This is a genomic window from Sphingopyxis granuli, from assembly GCF_001559015.1.
GTDB lineage: Bacteria > Pseudomonadota > Alphaproteobacteria > Sphingomonadales > Sphingomonadaceae > Sphingopyxis > Sphingopyxis granuli.
This window is the reverse complement of the sequence record NZ_CP012199.1, coordinates 3,903,972-3,919,839: the sequence shown is the minus strand read 5'-3', so window position 1 is coordinate 3,919,839 and position 15,868 is coordinate 3,903,972. Positions and strand designations below refer to the sequence as shown.

Annotated in this window: 11 protein-coding genes; 10 read left to right on the top strand and 1 reads right to left on the bottom strand. The window is 67.3% G+C overall.

The annotated features are described in order from the left end of the window. Positions 1-77: 77 nt before the first annotated feature. The 9 genes from SGRAN_RS17955 to SGRAN_RS17915 all read left to right on the top strand — a co-directional run bounded on the left by SGRAN_RS17955 (position 78) and on the right by SGRAN_RS17915 (position 13,563). Positions 78-1,622 carry a M23 family metallopeptidase gene (locus SGRAN_RS17955; RefSeq protein WP_067185912.1) on the top strand — a complete coding sequence of 515 codons (1,545 nt, stop codon included), beginning with the start codon at positions 78-80 and terminating at the stop codon, positions 1,620-1,622. A 272-nt stretch (positions 1,623-1,894) separates the two neighbouring features. After that, positions 1,895-4,276, top strand: a complete 2,382-nt coding sequence (locus SGRAN_RS17950) for a TonB-dependent receptor (RefSeq protein ID WP_067185911.1) — start codon at positions 1,895-1,897, stop codon at positions 4,274-4,276. A gap of 80 nt (positions 4,277-4,356) precedes the next feature. Continuing rightward, entirely contained in the window at positions 4,357-6,108 is a 1,752-nt protein-coding gene (locus SGRAN_RS17945) for an LVIVD repeat-containing protein (RefSeq protein ID WP_067185909.1), read from the top strand. Positions 6,109-6,133: 25 nt separating this feature from the next. Then, entirely contained in the window at positions 6,134-7,051 is a 918-nt protein-coding gene (locus tag SGRAN_RS17940) for a hypothetical protein (RefSeq protein ID WP_067185906.1), read from the top strand. Positions 7,052-7,061: 10 nt separating this feature from the next. Continuing rightward, positions 7,062-7,739, top strand: coding sequence for a fumarylacetoacetate hydrolase family protein (locus tag SGRAN_RS17935; protein ID WP_067185905.1), 678 nt, complete (start codon positions 7,062-7,064; stop codon positions 7,737-7,739). Positions 7,740-7,837: 98 nt separating this feature from the next. Next, positions 7,838-9,466: a thiamine pyrophosphate-binding protein gene (locus SGRAN_RS17930; RefSeq protein ID WP_067185902.1), complete on the top strand. Its 1,629-nt coding sequence runs from the start codon at positions 7,838-7,840 to the stop codon at positions 9,464-9,466. After that, positions 9,463-10,905, top strand: a complete 1,443-nt coding sequence (locus SGRAN_RS17925) for an aldehyde dehydrogenase family protein (protein WP_237233558.1) — start codon at positions 9,463-9,465, stop codon at positions 10,903-10,905. The genes SGRAN_RS17930 and SGRAN_RS17925 overlap by 4 nt, the downstream gene beginning before the upstream one ends. After that, positions 10,895-12,148 carry a kynureninase gene (gene kynU, locus SGRAN_RS17920; RefSeq protein ID WP_067185900.1) on the top strand — a complete coding sequence of 418 codons (1,254 nt, stop codon included), beginning with the start codon at positions 10,895-10,897 and terminating at the stop codon, positions 12,146-12,148. The genes SGRAN_RS17925 and kynU overlap by 11 nt, the downstream gene beginning before the upstream one ends. Positions 12,149-12,174: 26 nt before the next feature. Then, positions 12,175-13,563 carry an amino acid permease gene (locus SGRAN_RS17915; protein ID WP_067185899.1) on the top strand — a complete coding sequence of 463 codons (1,389 nt, stop codon included), beginning with the start codon at positions 12,175-12,177 and terminating at the stop codon, positions 13,561-13,563. A gap of 13 nt (positions 13,564-13,576) precedes the next feature. Here the strand turns inward: SGRAN_RS17915 and SGRAN_RS17910 are convergent, their stop codons facing one another. Continuing rightward, a complete protein-coding gene (locus SGRAN_RS17910) occupies positions 13,577-14,533 on the bottom strand; it encodes a LysR family transcriptional regulator (protein WP_067185898.1) in 957 nt (318 codons plus the stop codon). Positions 14,534-14,700: 167 nt separating this feature from the next. Here SGRAN_RS17910 and SGRAN_RS17905 point away from each other — a divergent pair, with 167 nt between their 5' ends. Then, on the top strand, positions 14,701-15,717 hold the full coding sequence (locus SGRAN_RS17905) for an amidohydrolase family protein (protein WP_082737342.1): 1,017 nt from the start codon (positions 14,701-14,703) through the stop codon (positions 15,715-15,717). The last annotated feature ends 151 nt before the right edge of the window (positions 15,718-15,868 follow it).

The window sequence follows — 15,868 nt, the reverse complement described above, 5'->3', positions numbered from 1 at the left end:
GATCATCGACGGCCGGGTCGCGGGAGGCCCGTCGAGCGGGGGTTTATTTGTTCCAGCGCCACGAACCCATTGCCGGGATGTCAGGCAACGCGGCCGCGCTCAGCATGGCGCAGGCCGTTCCGCTGCGGCCCGCGGCGTTCGAATCCGAACCCGCACTCTCGTGGCGCGATCGTCTCGCCGGTCTCGACCTCGTTCCCGATCTGGGCGCCAATATCGGCTCGGCCGAATGGTGGCGCGGGCTGGCGACGCTGACCCTGCTGTGCGGCAGCGCCATCGCGACCTTTCCCGGCATCAAGCCGCTGGAGATCGGCGGCGCGCCGGCGCTCGACGCCGCCGATTTCAACGAAGCGCGCGCGCAGATGATCGTGCCGCTCGCACTCGGCGCCGACACGGGCCGCCATATGGCCGCGACCGACGCGGTGCGCCCGCTGACCCAGACGCCCGAACGGCCGCAGATTGAATTGGCCGCGACGCTCGGCCGCGGCGACAGCTTTGCCCGCCTGCTCGAACGCTCGGGCGTCGGCGGCGCGGAAGCGCAGGCCATCGCGCAGCAGGTTTCGGGCGCCGTGCCGCTGTCCGACATCGCGCCGGGCACGCGCATCGACCTGATCCTGGGACGCCGCGCGGCGCGCACCATGCCGCGCCCGGTCGAGGCGCTGGCGATGCGCGCACGCTTCGACCTTCGTATCGAGATGGAGCGGATCGACGGCCGGATGGTGATGCGCCGCATCCCGATCGCCGTCGACGCGACGCCGCTGCGCATCCGCGGACGGGTCGGCGACAGCCTCTATCGCTCGGCGCGCGCGGCGGGCGCGCCGCCGGAGGCGATCCAGGCTTATCTGCGCGTGATCGGCAAGCAGATATCGGTCGGCAGCGACCTGCGGGCCTCCGACGAATATGACATCATCGTCGACCATCGCCGCGCCGAAACGGGCGAAAGCGAGACGGGCCGGCTGCTCTATGCGGGGCTGATCCGCGGCGGCAAGCCGAAGCTGTCGATGCTCGAATGGACCAAGGACGGACGCAGCCAGTGGTTCGAGGCGTCGGGGGTCGGCGAACGGCGCGGCGGCATGGTGCGCCCGACGAACGGCCGCGTCACCTCGACCTTTGGCGTGCGGCGCCATCCGATCCTCGGTTATCGCCGCATGCACAGCGGCGTCGATTTCGGCGGCGGTTATGGCGCGCCCATCCATGCGGTCAGCGACGGCGTGGTGACGGTCGCCGGCCGCACCGGCGGCTTCGGCAATTACGTCAAGCTCAACCATGGCGGCGGCACCGGCACCGGCTATGGCCATATGAGCCGCATCGCGGTGCGCGCGGGCCAGCGCGTCACGCGCGGCCAGGTGATCGGCTATATCGGCTCGACCGGCCTGTCGACCGGGCCGCATCTTCATTTCGAAGTCTATCGCAACGGCCATGCGGTGAACCCGATGTCGGTCAGCTTCGTCACCAAGGCGCAGCTTGAAGGCCAGGAACTCGCGGCCTTCCGCGCGCGCATCCGCACGCTGACTGCGATCGCCCCGGGCGCGGCGCTCGCGCCCGTCGCGCCGAAGCAGATCGAGGGGCCGAAGCTCGGCTCGCTCGCCGACGTCGCCTCGAAGCGGGCCGGCGACGGACTCTGACCGGACGCGGCGCGGACTCACGCGCCGGCTATCGTCCGCTCCGTTCAGACGCGTGCGCAGCCACCGCGCGACCGCCATCGCTCGCGGCGCGATCGGCGTCGCCTGCTGGCTGGTCGAATCTTGGATATAATCAAAAAGGAATATTGGGGCATGCATAATTTATTATGTTGATATATGAACGCCGCTAATTTGCAGCCTGCGACACAACAATGCCGGTTGGGCACCTTCCCGAGCGAGGATGAGGGGTCCGGCCGCTGGGGAGGTAAGCTGCAATGACATCCACTCGAAATCTGCGCTGGGCGCTTCTCGCGACCGTGGCGGGCCTCGCGGCGCCGGGCACGGCCTTTGCGCAGGCGGCCCCGAACGAGGCCGCCGCGGCCGCACCGGGCGACGAGATCGTCGTCACCGCGCGCAAGCGCGCCGAAAGCCTGCAGGACGTGCCGATTTCGGTCCAGGCGTTCAGCAGCGCTGCGCTCGAACAGGCGGGCATCAAGGATTTTTCCGAAGTCGCCTACCGCATTCCGGGGCTCAAGCTCAGTGCCGAGCGCGCGGTCGATACCGAGCTGTTCATCCGCGGCATCGGTTCGGACATCCAGGGCGCCGGCGCCGACGCGGCGGTCGGCATCTTCGTCGACGGCGTCTATCTGTCGCGCGGCACCGGCTCGCTGCTCGACCTCTATGACCTCGAGCGCGTCGAGGTGCTCAAGGGGCCGCAGGCGCTTCGTTTCGGCAAGAGCGTCGTCGGCGGCCTGATCAACTATGTGACCAAGAAGCCCGGCGACACGTTCGAAGGGCGCTTCGAAGCGAGCTACGGCAACTACGACCGGATCGACGTCGCGGCATCGATGCGCGGCCCGGTGTCGGACACCGTCAGCCTCGGCCTGACGGCCAGTTCGCGCAAGCACGACGGCTATGCGAAGAATTTGCGCGGCGGCGACGAAGAGGACCAGAATATGCAGTCGGTGCGCGCGCAGCTGCGCTGGCAGCCCGACGCGACGCTCGATGTCTATCTGTCGGCCGACTATACGCGCCACCGCGACGGAGCGCGCTGGGTCGACATCCTCGTTCCCGGCGACAGCGAGGAAGTGACCTACCTCGGCTATTATGCGCCGACGATCGACAGCCTGCCCGGTTTCGTGCTGCCGAACCGCAACGCGCCGTTCAAGAGCGCGAAGCGCCGCTCGGGCGAGCATAATTTCACCGGCTTCCAGAACAGCGACATGTACGGGCTCAGTGGCACGATCGACTGGCAGCCGGGCGACGGGATCAGCATCACCTCGCAGACCGCCTATCGCGACAGCTCGCTGGCGGCGCGCGAGGACGGATCGGGGATGTTCTTCAACTTCCCCTTCGACCCCGCCACCAACGCCCCCGACATCACCTCCGCGATGCTCGCCGGGCTCGACACCTATCTCGCGACTGTCCCCGACAGCTATTTCGACAGCGGCAAGGGCGAGGACGTGAAGCAATTCTCGCAGGAACTGCGCCTGCGCTGGGACAATGGCGGGCCGCTCCGGCTCGAAGGCGGCGTCTATTATCTGCACGAGAAAATCCGCCGCGCGGAAGATGTGAACTTCCTTTTCTCTGACTTCGGGGCGATCGAGGAATTCGCCTTCGCGCTCGCCTATGGCGGCATCCCGGCGACGCCGTCGCCCGGCTCGAACCACACGGTCACCAGCTCGCGCAACGACAATATCGGCGTCTTCGGCGAAGTCAGCTTCGACCTGACCGACCAGCTCACCGTCGAGGCGGGGCTGCGTTATGCCTATGACCGCAAGCGCTATTCGAACAATCGCTCGGGCGTGTCGTTCGAGGGCGAGGCGGTCAATTTCCGGGTTGGCGAGACGCGGAGCTGGGACGCCTGGCTGCCGAGCGCGACGCTGCGCTACGAGCCAAGCGACGATGTCACCCTCTATGCCCGCTATGCGAAGGGCTACAAGCCTGGCGGCTGGACGGGCGAGGACGCCAACACGCCGGCCGAGGCGCTGGTCTCCTTCGATCCCGAAACCGCCGACAGCTTCGAACTCGGCGCCAAGCTCGCGCTTGCCGACCGGCGGTTGTTCATCAACGCGGCGGCCTATTATACGCTCTACGACAATCTCCAGACCAACCAGTTCCTGTCGCCAGGGCCGGGGATGCCGCCCGACAATTTCGTCTTCAATGCGAAGAACGGCACGCGCGCCTATGGCCTCGAACTCGATTTCCAGGCGCGGATCACCGATACGTTCACCCTGTCGGGCAACTATGCCTTTTCGAAGTGCAACTTCACCGGCGAGCTGATCATCGACGACGACGGAACCGACCTTGACGGTAACAGTTGCCGCCGCACTCCCAAGCATGCGTTCAGCGTCGCGGCGAACCTCGACCAGCCGATCAGCGAACGGCTCGCGCTGGTGGCGGGCACCGACTTCCAATATACGGGGGCGAATTTCTTCGACAATCCGAACACCCCGATCCTGAAGTTCGACGAAGAGGTGCTGCTCAATGCACGCATCGGGGTGCGCGACATCGACGACAAGTGGGAATTGACCGCCTGGATCAAGAATCTCACCAACGAGCTCAACTATACCAGCAAGCTCGAATTGTTCGGCACCATCTATTCGACCTATATCCCGCCGCGCACCTATGGCCTGACGGCCCGGTTCCGCTTCTAGGGCATCATTGTCATTGCAACTCCGGACCGGGTTCGGGGTCGCAATGACGCAGCAGGTCAACAGGCAGGAAAGGGTTCGCAATGAAGCGCGGCATCAGGATCATGGCAGGCGCGGGCACCGTCCTCGCCGCGCTGCTCGGCACGGCGGCGCTCGCTGCGGCGGACTGGGATCCGAAAGAACCCGGGCCGATCGATGTGCGCGATTCGTGGCTGCAGGCCTGGATCGCCATGACCCCCGACAATCCGCCGGCCCCGCCGAAACCGGGCGTCGATTACGGCATGAACCCGGATGGGTCGTTCCGCCATCCGGTCGCGACGCCGCTGACGACCGATGCGCCGCGCTTTCCGGGGCAGCTCGATCATTGGGACCAGAACAGCTACGCCAGCAACGTCGACGTGATCGCCTTCTATCCCGCGGTGACGTCGCCGTGGCACGCCTGGGCGAATGTCGTCGATTTCGGCGGCAAGCGCTATCTCTATACGCACGACCGCGACTATCTGCGCATCCTCGACGTCACCGACCCGCGCAAGGCGAAGATCGTCTGGTCGCAGGGCGGCACCTGGAGCGCCAAGGGGTCGAGCGAGGATTGGGACGCCTCCGCGGTCACCGACTATTTCGGCGGCGTCACCATCGCATGGAACGAGAAGCTGCGGCGCAACATCCTCGTCGCCTCCTACGAGATCGGCCGCTTCGGCCTGATGGAGGACAAGCGCCGCGAGCCCGAGAAAGTGGCGGAGCAGCGTCACTATAATTCGCTCAAGGGCTTCAAGGTGTATGCGATGAACGGCCCGACCCCCGACCAGTGGGAACTGATCGCGACGCGCACCACCGATACCAAACACCCCGACGCGCCGATCGGCGAACAGCAGGGATCGGGCGCGCTCGACGCGGTCACATGGTTCGGGGGCAAATATATGCTGCTCTCGGCGGCGCCCGACGACAGCTATTCGCTCACCGAATATCCCGATTATCTCTATTCGCCCGGCTATCAGGTCTGGGACATGGCGGACCCGGCGAACCCGAAATTCGTGTCGCAAATCACGGTGCCCGGCCAGCAGCTCGGCGACCCCGCCAGCGAGGCCGCCTATCGCGCCAATCCGCGCGCGGGCAACCGGACGAGCTGGATGGGTTCGCGCTATCCGATCGTGACCACCCGGCCGGTCGAGGACGGCGGCAAGGTCGGCTTCGGCGGCACGGGCGGGCTCGGCTTCTACACGTTCGACCTCAGCGACCCGGCGCAGCCGAAGACGCTCGGCCATCTCACGATCCCGCCGAGCTATGCCGGGACCGAATTCGACAATGTCGACGTCAGCCAGTACGACCGCACCGGCTTCGTCTTCGCGAACGGCTATCCGATGAACGAGAATTGCTACGAGCCGTTCAAGGACATTTACGTGATCGACGTGCGCGATCCTGCGCATCCGAAGGTCGCGGCGACCTTCCCGCGTCCGACGCCGCCGCCCGGCGCGGCCTTTACCGATTTCTGCCAGCGGCGCGGCAGCTTCGGGCCGAAGCGGTCGGGCGGGCTCACCCAGCCCGAGCGCGGGCGCCAGGGTCTCGCCATCTATGCCTTCTACAACGCGGGCATCCAGATCTTCGACGTCAAGGATCCGGCGAAGCCGAAGGTCGCGGGCTATTTCGTCCCGCGCTTCGCGACGACCGACGAACTGCCCGATTATGCGATCGGCAACTCGACCTTCGCGGTTTATACCGAATATGACCGCAACATCATCTGGGCCTTTTCGGTGAACGGCGTCTATGCGCTGTCGTCGCCGCTGCTCGGCAAGCCGCGGCTCGGCGCACCGAAAACCGTCTGGCCCGAACGGCGATAATTCCACTTCGAAAAGGACCTGATTTATGCGCACAGCGATGATGACGCTGGCGGGGGCGCTGTTCCTCGCCGGATGCTCGAACGCGCCCGTCGACAAGCCGGCGGCAAAGCCCGCAGAACCTGCCGGCGACAATATCCTGCACATCAGCTGGGGCGGTATCGCGGAGGCCGATGCGGGCGAAGCCGCGCGCCACTGGTCGACCTGGACGATCAACCTCGTCGATGGCGGTCCGGCCTATGGCTGGCAGTCCGACAAGGCCGCCACCCTCCCGCACCAGCTCGCTTTCGAGCTGGCGGACAGCGGTACGATCCGGGCGGTCGTGCTCGACAATCGCTTCGAGCCGGTGGTGCGCGAGGACGGGTCGATGTCGCAGGCCCCCGACGGCTCGCCGGTGCGGCGCTTTGCGCTGCTCGGCTCGACCGCCGGGCCCGACGGGCCGTTCGAGACGCTGGTTGAGGGTGAGGCCAAGGCCGACGCGCAGACGCTGGTGAAACTGCCGAAGGAGGCCCGCGCACGCTGGCTGCGGCTGCGCATCGACAGCAATTGGGCGGGCAGCGGTTCGACGCGTCTGTCGGACCTCGCCGTGATCGGCGATCTCGACCAGCGCGGGGCGGGCGGCGGCGAGGATGTCGGCGGCGTCTACGCCCATGAATATGGTCCGATCCTGCTGCGGCAGAAGGGGAATGAGGTTTTCGGCTGTTACAACGACGGGCTCGGCACGCTGCGCGGCACGATCTTCGGCCGCATCATGCGGCTTGCCTGGTATTCGAAGGCGGAGGGCAGCATCGGCGCGGCGACGCTGGTCGCGGCGAACGGCAAGCTCTATGGCTTCTGGTATCGCCCTGAAGACAGGATGGGCAGCCCGTGGAATGCGGTGAGGGAAGGCGGCCTCGACGGCGCTGATCTCGGCAAGTGCCGCGCGGCGCTCTATCCGCCAGCCTGAGGATTTGCCCATGCGTTTCGATGTCTCCGCCCCCACCGCCGAAATCGCCGGAAGCGCCGAGCGCTTCCCCGTTCGCCGCATCTTCTGCGTCGGCAAGAATTACGCCGACCACGCACGCGAAATGGGCGGCGATCCGACGCGCGAACCGCCCTTCTTCTTCTCGAAGCCCGCCGACGCGATCGTCGGGGGGGCGGGCGACATCGCGATGCCCCCGCGCACCGACAATCTGCATCACGAGATCGAGCTGGTTGTCGCGCTCGCGAAGGGCGGCGCGAATATCGCATCCGACGACGCGTTGTCTCACATCTTCGGCTATGCGGTCGGCAACGACCTGACGCGCCGCGACCTTCAGGCCGACGCCAAGGCCGGCGGCCGGCCGTGGGACATGGCCAAGGGCTTCGACCATAGCGCGGTGCTGTCGCCGATCCGCCCGGCGGCCGAGGTCGGCCATCCGACCGCAGCGCGAATCTGGCTGTCGGTGGGTGGGACGGTCCGGCAGGACGGCAATATCGCCGATATGATCTGGCCCGTCGCCGATATCATCGCCGAACTGTCGACCTATGTCGAGCTGAAGGCGGGCGACCTCATCTACACCGGCACCCCGGCGGGCGTCGGCCGGATCGTAGCAGGCGATGTCGTCGAGGGCGGGATCGACGGCATCGGGACGATCGCCAACCGCTTCTTATAACAAGTTCGCCATACCATAGAGGGTATTTGATATTATTTGTGTATGACGGAGGCGCCTAATCCGGCGCTGTACCCCGGCTCCCGCATGAAGGATCGCGCATGACATCGACGACCGTAGCCCGCAACGTCGTGACGGGACTGCGCGACATGGGCGTACGCCATGTCTTCGGCGTGCCGAGCGGCGGCTGGGTCGATTATATGGAGGCGATCCGCACCACCGACGGCATCGACTTCGTACTGACCAGCCATGAGGGCGGCGCGGGTTTCATGGCCGATGTGTGCGGGCGGCTGACCGGGGTGCCGGGGGTCTGTTTCGGCACTTTCGGGCCCGGCGCGACCAACCTCGCGACCGGGGTCGGCGGCGCGACGCTCGACCGCTCGCCGATGATCGCGCTGACCGACGAGATGCCCGCGCCCTTGCGCGGACGCACCGTGCAGATGGCGATCGACCATCAGGCGCTGTTTGCGCCGCTGACCAAGACGACGATGCGGATCGAGGCCGACGGCGCCGCCGATACGCTGGCGCAGGCGGCGCGGATAGCGTTGTCGGGCCGTCCGGGCGCTGTGCATGTCGGCCTGCCGCAGGGGATGAGCGCGGAGGCGGTCGAGCCTGCGGCAATCGGCCCGATCGTGCCCGACGCACCACCCGCGCCCGATGCCGCTGCGCTCGATGCGCTGACCGCCGCCTTTGCCGCCGCCGCGAAGCCGGTGCTCGCCGTCGGCCTCGGCGCCGTCCACGCGGGGGTGCAGGACCGCATTCTCGCGCTGGCCGAGCGGTTCGGCCTGCCGGTACTGCTGACCCCGATGGCGAAGGGCATGGTGCCGGAGGATCACCCCAATTACGCGGGTGTGCTGTTCCACGCGCTGTCCGATATGGTTGGGCGGACGCATGCTGAGGCCGACCTGGTCGTCGCGGTCGGCTATGACCCGATCGAGTTCAATTACGAAAGCTGGATGAAGGACGGACTCGCGCTCGCCAGCATCGACGTCGCCCCCGCTGACATCGACCGCGCCAAGCATCCCGTCGCCGCCGAGGTCGTCGGCGCCATCGCGCCCGCGCTCGACGCGCTCCTCGCGCTGCCCGCCGGGGCGAGGGGCTGGGACCTCGCTGCGCTGGCCGAGCGCAGGGCGGCGATGTTCGCGAAGCTGAAGGGGCGCGAGGGCCGTTTCGGTCCCTGCGCCGCGCTCGACGTGCTCCGTGACGTGCTGCCCGCCGACGGCATCATGACCTGCGACGTCGGCGCGCACACGCATCTGATCGGCCAGCATTGGCGCACGCCCCGGCCGGGGACGCAGATCATGACCAACGGCTGGTCGGCAATGGGCTTCGGCCTGCCCGCCGCAATCGCCGCGAAACTGTGCCGTCCCGATACGCCGGTCTGCTGCGTGCTCGGCGACGGCGGCTTCCTGATGACGGTGGGCGAACTGGCGACTGCCGCGCGCGAAAAGCTGCCGATCGTCATCGTCGTCTTCACCGACAACGACCTCGCGCTGATCCGCATCAAGCAGGAGAAGAAGGCGAATCCCATCTATGGCACGCCGGTGCGCGCTGAGGGAACGATCGGCGGCCCGTCGCTGTTCGGGGTGCCGGTGACGGTCGCGCGCGATCCCGCCGAATTCCGTACCGCGCTCGAAGCCGGTTTCGCTGCGGACGGCCCGGTCATCGTCGAGGCGCTGCTCGACAGCCGTGAATATGACGAGCTGGTGCTACGCAAGGACAAGCCATGATGCATGTCGCGTTCGACGCGGCGCGCTCGCTGTTGATCGGCGGCCGCTGGGAGGCGGTCGACGCGACGATGGATGTCGTCGATCCTTGGTCGGGCGCGGCTCTCGGCGCGGTCGCCTGCGCCGATGCGAGCCATGTCGAACGTGCGGTGGCCGCCGCGATGCACGGCGCCGCTGCGATGCGCGAGCTGCCAACCGGCGTGCGCTCGCGCATTCTCCACGCCGCCGCGTTAGCGCTTGAGGCCGATGGCGAGCGCTTCGCCGCCGCGATCACCGCCGAAACGGGCAAGCCGATCCGTAACGCCGCGCGCGAAGTGGCGCGCGCCGTCAACACGCTGCGCCTCTCGGCCGAAGAGGCGGTGCGGCTGGCCGGCGAGACGATCGCCTTCGACGGCTTTCCGGGGGGAGAGTCGCGGTCGGGGCATTACATCTATGAACCCGTCGGCGTCGTCGCCGCGATCACGCCGTTCAACGATCCGCTCAATCTTGTCTGCCACAAGCTCGGCCCCGCCTTCGCGGCAGGCAACGCCGTCGTGTTCAAGCCCGCTGAGCAAGCGCCGCTCGTCGCGATCATGCTGGCGCGGCTGCTGCTCGCGGCGGGACTGCCCGAAGGGGCGCTGAACCTGCTGACCGGGCGCGGGGCCGACTTCGGCGATGCGCTGACGAGCCACCCCGACGTGGCGATGGTCAGCTTCACCGGCGGCGCCAGCGTCGGGCAGGCGATCTGCCGATCGGCCGGGATCAAGCGCGTGGCGATGGAACTCGGCGGCAATGGGCCGGTGATCGTGATGGACGATGCCGACGTCGACAGGGCGGCCGCGGCCTGCGTTTCGGGCGCGTTCGGCGCGGCGGGGCAGAATTGCATCGGCGTCCAGCGCATCTATGTCCACGACGCGGTCCACGACCGCTTTCGAGCGGCGCTGATCGCCGCGACGCGCGCCTTGCGCGTCGGCGACCCGACCGACCTGTCGACCGACATCGGCCCGATGATCGGCACGGGAGAGGCGACGCGCATCGCCGCGTGGATCGAGGAAGCCGTGGCGGGCGGCGCGACGCTGCTTGCGGGCGGCGAGCGCGCCGGGGCGCTGGTGCGGCCGACTTTGCTTGCCGACGTGCCCGATGATGCGCGCGTCGCCTGCAGCGAAGCCTTCGGCCCGGTCGCCAGCCTGTTCCGCTTCGCCGATCTGGACGAGGCCATCGACGCGGCCAATCGCGCCGACTACGCGATCCACGCCGCGATCTTCACCGAATCGATCCGCAACGCGCGCCACGCGGCGCGGCGGTTGCGCGCGGCTGGGGTGATGATCAACGATTCGACCGACTACCGGCTCGACGCCATGCCTTTCGGCGGCGCCGGGCGGGGCAATATGGGCCGCGAAGGCGTGCGCTTTGCCGCGCGCGAAATGTCGCAGACAAAGGTGATATGTTTCCATGACGCTTGATGCCGAACCCCTCGATCGCGCCGCCTGTCAGGCGATGGACGCCGCCGATCCGCTCGCGTCGCTGCGCGATCGCTTCGACCTGCCCGAAGGCCTGATCTATCTCGACGGCAATTCGCTCGGCGCGATGCCGAAGGATGCGGCAGCGCGAGCGCACGACGTTGTGACGCGCGAGTGGGGGACCGGCCTGATCAAGAGCTGGAACAGCGCCGGCTGGTTCGACCTGCCGGTGCGGCTCGGCGACAAGCTCGCGCCGCTGATCGGCGCCGCGCCGGGCGAGGTCGTCGTCTGCGATTCGACGAGCCAGAATCTGTTCAAGGTGCTGTCGGCCGCGGTCGCGCTGCGTCCGGACCGCCGCGTGCTGATCCTCGAGGGCAGCAATTTCCCGACCAACAACTATATCGCCGAAGGCGTCGCCGCGGCGACCGGCGGGCGGGTCGAGGTCCGGCTCTGTGAAAAGGACGAGATTGCGGAGGCGATCGACGAAGACACGATCGCGGTCGCGATCACCCATGTTCATTACAAGTCGGGGCACGTCCACGACATGGCCGCGATCACCGCGCGCGCGCATGCGGCCGGGGCGCTCTCCATCTGGGACCTGTGTCACAGCGCCGGGGCGATGCCGGTCGACCTCAATGGCGCTGGCGTCGATTTCGCGGTCGGCTGCACCTACAAATATCTGAACGGTGGCCCCGGCTCGCCTGCTTTCCTGTTCGCGGCGCGGCGCCACCAGGGGCAGGCGCTCCAGCCCGTAACCGGCTGGTGGGGGCACGCCGCGCCCTTCGCCTTCGAACCCGGATATCGCCCGCAGCAGGGCATCCGCCAATATCTGATCGGCACCCAGCAGATTCTATCGATGGCGCTCGCCGAGGTCGGGCTCGACATCCATCTGTCGGCCGACATGGGCGCGATCCGCACGAAGTCGATAGCGCTCACCGACCTGTTCATCCGCCTCGTCGAGCAGCGCTGCGCCGGCCACGGCTTCACGCTCGCGTCGCCGCGTGCGGCCGAGGCGCGCGGCAGCCAGGTGTCCTTCGCGCACGCCGACGGCTATCCGATCATGCGCGCGCTGATCGCGGCGGGGGTGGTCGGCGATTTCCGCGCTCCCGACACGGTGCGTTTCGGCTTCACGCCGCTTTATGTCCGCTTCGTCGACGTGTGGGATGCCGTCGACCGGCTGGTGGCGATCATGGACGGCGGCATCTGGAAACTGCCGGAGCATCAGGTACGCGACGCCGTTACATGAGCGCGCGGCAAGGGGAGGGAGTGACGATGGACGAACAGGCCTATCTCGATCGCGAGGCGGGACTCGAGCGTGGGCTGAGCAAGGCGCAGATCATCATGATCGGCCTCGGCGGCGCGATTGGCACCGGCCTGTTCATGGGATCGGGAATCGCGATCGGCTATGCCGGGCCGGGGGTGCTCATCAGCTATCTGATCGCGGCGCTGATCGCGGTGATCATGGTGTTCAGCCTGTCCGAAATGGCCGTCGTCCACCCCACCGCAGGTTCGTTCGGCACCTATGCCGAAATCTACCTCGGGCCGATGATGGGCTTCATCGTCCGCTATACCTACTGGATTCAGCAGGTGCTGCTGATCGGCGCCGAAGCGGTCGCGGTCGGCATCTACATGAGCTGGTGGTTTCCCGACGTGCCGGTGTGGTTGTGGGCGATCGGCAGCGCCGCGGCGGTGCTGTGGATCAACACGCGCGCGGTGCATAATTTCGGGTCGGTCGAATATTGGCTGACCGTGATCAAGGTGTCGGCGATCGTCGCCTTCATCGTCGTCGGCCTGTCGCGCATTGTCGGCATCGTCGGCGATCCCATCGGGCTGCACAATGTCACCGGCCTTGCGGGCGGTTTCCTGCCCAACGGCTTTTCGGGCGTCTGGCTGGCGGTGCTGATGGCGCTCTTCTCCTTCATGGGGCTCGAGTTCGTCGTCGGCACGGCGAGCGAGGCCAAGGACCCGAAAACCGCGATCCCCGCCGCGCTGCGCACGATGGCGGCGCGCCTGTTCCTCTTCTACATCCTCGCGCTGTTCATCATCATCGCTTTCCTGCCATGGACCGAATCGGGCGCGAAGGTCGTCACCGAAAGCCCGTTCGTGAAGATGTTCGCGAGCGCGGGCATCCCCTATGCGGCGGGGCTGATGAACTTCGTCGTCGCGACGGCGGCGCTGTCGGCTATGAACACCAGCATCTATCTGGGCTCGCGGATGCTCTTCTCGCTCGCGCGCGGCGGCTATGCGCCCCGCGCGCTCGGGCAGCTCAACGCGCAGAATGTGCCGATGCGCGCGACCGCCGTCACCGGCGCGGGCATCCTTGCCGCCGCCTCGCTGTCGATCCTGACCCCGCTCGCCTACAACTATCTGTTCGGCATCGTGCTGTTCGGCGGCCTGCTGGTGTGGAGCGCGATCCTCGTCAGCCACCTCCGCTTCCGCCGGCGGCACCAGGGGGCCGATCTGCCGGTGCGCATGCCCTTCTTTCCTTATGCGCAGATTCTCGGACTGGTCCTGCTCGGCGCGATCACGGTGACGATGGCGCTCCATGCCGACTGGCAGGTGGCGGTGTTCGCCGGCGGACCGTGGCTGGTGCTGATCGCCGCCGCCTATCTGGTCTGGCGGCGCATGGCGCGGTCGCGGGGAACGTTCGAATCCGCATAGCTTCGCGTTGAACCTAGCTGACCTCGTCCTGCCCCAGTTCGGCGCGGATCTCGGCCGCGATCTCGTGGATCACGCCCATGAAATAGCGCGCCGCCGCCGACAGCTCGACATGCGCGTGGGTGGTCGCGCCGATGCGCGAGCTCGCACCTTCCAGCGTCACCGGCAGCGCGACCAGCCCCGCCTGGCCCAGCCCGACCTGGTGCGGCATCGCGGCGAGCATGTCGGTGCTCATCAGCAGCGCGTGGTTGGTCAGGATCGACACCGATTCGATCACGTCGCGCGGCGGCTCCAGCCCTTCGTGGCGAAAGGCGTGGTCGATCTGGCGGCGCAGCGACGTCTGCGGCGGCGGCATCACCCACGGCTGGTCGACGAGTTCGGCGAGGCTCAGCGCGTCGCGCGCTGCGAGCGGATGATCGGCGCGCACCATGATCGACACGGTGTCGAGATAAAGGACGTCCTGCTTCAGCCCCTCGCGCTCGCGATATTCGGGCAGGCGGCCGAGCACGACGTCGATGTCGCCGGTGCGCAGACCGGGCATCAGCCGGTCGATCGTGCCCTCGGCGACCGTCACTGCGATCCCCGGCCGCCGCTCGCGCAGCCGGGCGAGCGCGCGCGGCAGAAGCGACGTCGATGCGGCGAGCAGCGTGCCGACATGGACGCGGCCCGACAAGCCTTCCTCCAGCGACTGCAGTTCCTCGCTCGCGTGGCGAAGCTGAGTCAGGATCAGCTTCGCATGCTTGATCATCACCGCGCCGAAATCGGTCGGCGTCACTCCGCGCGACGAGCGGTCGAACAGCTGGACGCCCAGCGCGTCCTCCAGCTCCTTGATGCTCTTCGTCGCCGCTGGCTGGGCGATGTTCAGCGCCTGCGATCCCTTGAGCACCGTGCCTTCGTCGGCGATCGCGGTGAGCAGCCGCAACTGGCGGAGCTTCAGACGGCTCAGCAGAAAATTCTCGTGAAATTTTGGCATGATGCTCCCCCGGGCGGCCTGATATAGCTATAGCCATTTTATAATAGCGAGGACAAGTCTGGAGATTATTGTTGATAGCAAACCCCGGCTACTCGGGTATTCGACCCGCGCCCGGAACCGGCCGCCGGTCGTTATCGACCGATGGACGGGGAGCGCCGCGAATACGCATGGACAGACAGGCATCACACACAGCGGCGGTGATCGACATGCACAGCCATTTCTTCCCCGCGATGGACGCCGCCTATCGCGCGCAGGCGGAGGCGGAGGGGCTGCCGTGGCTTCGCGACGCCGGCGACGGCACCGGCCTCATCATGTCGGGAACGAAGCCGTTTCGCCCGGTCGAGGACATCCTCTGGGATCCCGCCCGCCGCGTCGAGGCGCTCGACGAGCAGGGCATCGACCTCCAGATCATCTGCGCGACGCCGATCATGTTCGGCTACGGCCGCCCCGCCGAACAGGCGCTCGATTCGGCGCAGCGCTTCAACGATGCGGCGCTCGCCTTCTGTGCCCATGCGCCCGATCGGATGCAGGCGCTGGCGCAGGTGCCGCTTCAGGACATCGACATGGCGTGCGCCGAAGTCGGCCGCGCGGTCGCGTCGGGACATCTGGGCGTGCAGATCGGCAACCACATGGGGCTGCGCAACCTCGACGACGAGGGGCTGCTGACCTTCCTTGCCCATTGCGCCGATGTCGGCGCGGCGGTGCTCGTCCACCCGTGGGACATGATGGCGCGCGAGCGCATGCCTAAATATATGCTGCCCTGGCTCGTCGCGATGCCGGCGGAAACGCAGCTTTCGATCCTGTCGCTGATCCTGTCGGGCGCGTTCGAGCGTCTGCCGAAAAGCCTGCGCATCTGTTTCGGTCACGGCGGCGGCAGCTTCGCCTTCCTGCTCGGCCGGGTCGAGAATGCGTGGAAGCACCGCGACATCGTGCGCGTCGATTGCCCGAACCCGCCGTCGACCTATGTCGACCGTTTCTTCGTCGATTCGGCGGTGTTCGACCCGCGCGCGCTCAGCCTGCTGGTCGACGTGATGGGCGAGGACCGCATCCTGCTCGGTTCCGACCATCCCTTCCCGCTCGGCGAGCAGGACATCGGCGCGCTGGTGCGCGAGCACGACGGACTGTCCGCGGCGCAGAAGGCGAAAATCTTCAGCGGCAACGCCCGGACCTTCCTGAACCTGTAACCCTCGTCATTGTCGGCATTGGGAGTAGGGGGCAAATATTGCCCAACCCCACTCGTCATCCCGGATCAAGTCCGGGATGACGATGAAGGGTGGGTCGGCTTCCGATCACAAGCCAAAGGATTCGTGAAAACAAAAAGGCCGCCGGGGCATC

Coding starts and splice junctions, on each gene's coding strand:
- SGRAN_RS17955 (WP_067185912.1), top strand. CDS start 78: ATGTCAGGCAACGCGGCCGCGCTCAGCATGGCGCAGGCCGTTCCGCTG.
- SGRAN_RS17950 (WP_067185911.1), top strand. CDS start 1,895: ATGACATCCACTCGAAATCTGCGCTGGGCGCTTCTCGCGACCGTGGCG.
- SGRAN_RS17945 (WP_067185909.1), top strand. CDS start 4,357: ATGAAGCGCGGCATCAGGATCATGGCAGGCGCGGGCACCGTCCTCGCC.
- SGRAN_RS17940 (WP_067185906.1), top strand. CDS start 6,134: ATGCGCACAGCGATGATGACGCTGGCGGGGGCGCTGTTCCTCGCCGGA.
- SGRAN_RS17935 (WP_067185905.1), top strand. CDS start 7,062: ATGCGTTTCGATGTCTCCGCCCCCACCGCCGAAATCGCCGGAAGCGCC.
- SGRAN_RS17930 (WP_067185902.1), top strand. CDS start 7,838: ATGACATCGACGACCGTAGCCCGCAACGTCGTGACGGGACTGCGCGAC.
- SGRAN_RS17925 (WP_237233558.1), top strand. CDS start 9,463: ATGATGCATGTCGCGTTCGACGCGGCGCGCTCGCTGTTGATCGGCGGC.
- kynU (WP_067185900.1), top strand. CDS start 10,895: ATGACGCTTGATGCCGAACCCCTCGATCGCGCCGCCTGTCAGGCGATG.
- SGRAN_RS17915 (WP_067185899.1), top strand. CDS start 12,175: ATGGACGAACAGGCCTATCTCGATCGCGAGGCGGGACTCGAGCGTGGG.
- SGRAN_RS17910 (WP_067185898.1), bottom strand. CDS start 14,533: ATGCCAAAATTTCACGAGAATTTTCTGCTGAGCCGTCTGAAGCTCCGC.
- SGRAN_RS17905 (WP_082737342.1), top strand. CDS start 14,701: ATGGACAGACAGGCATCACACACAGCGGCGGTGATCGACATGCACAGC.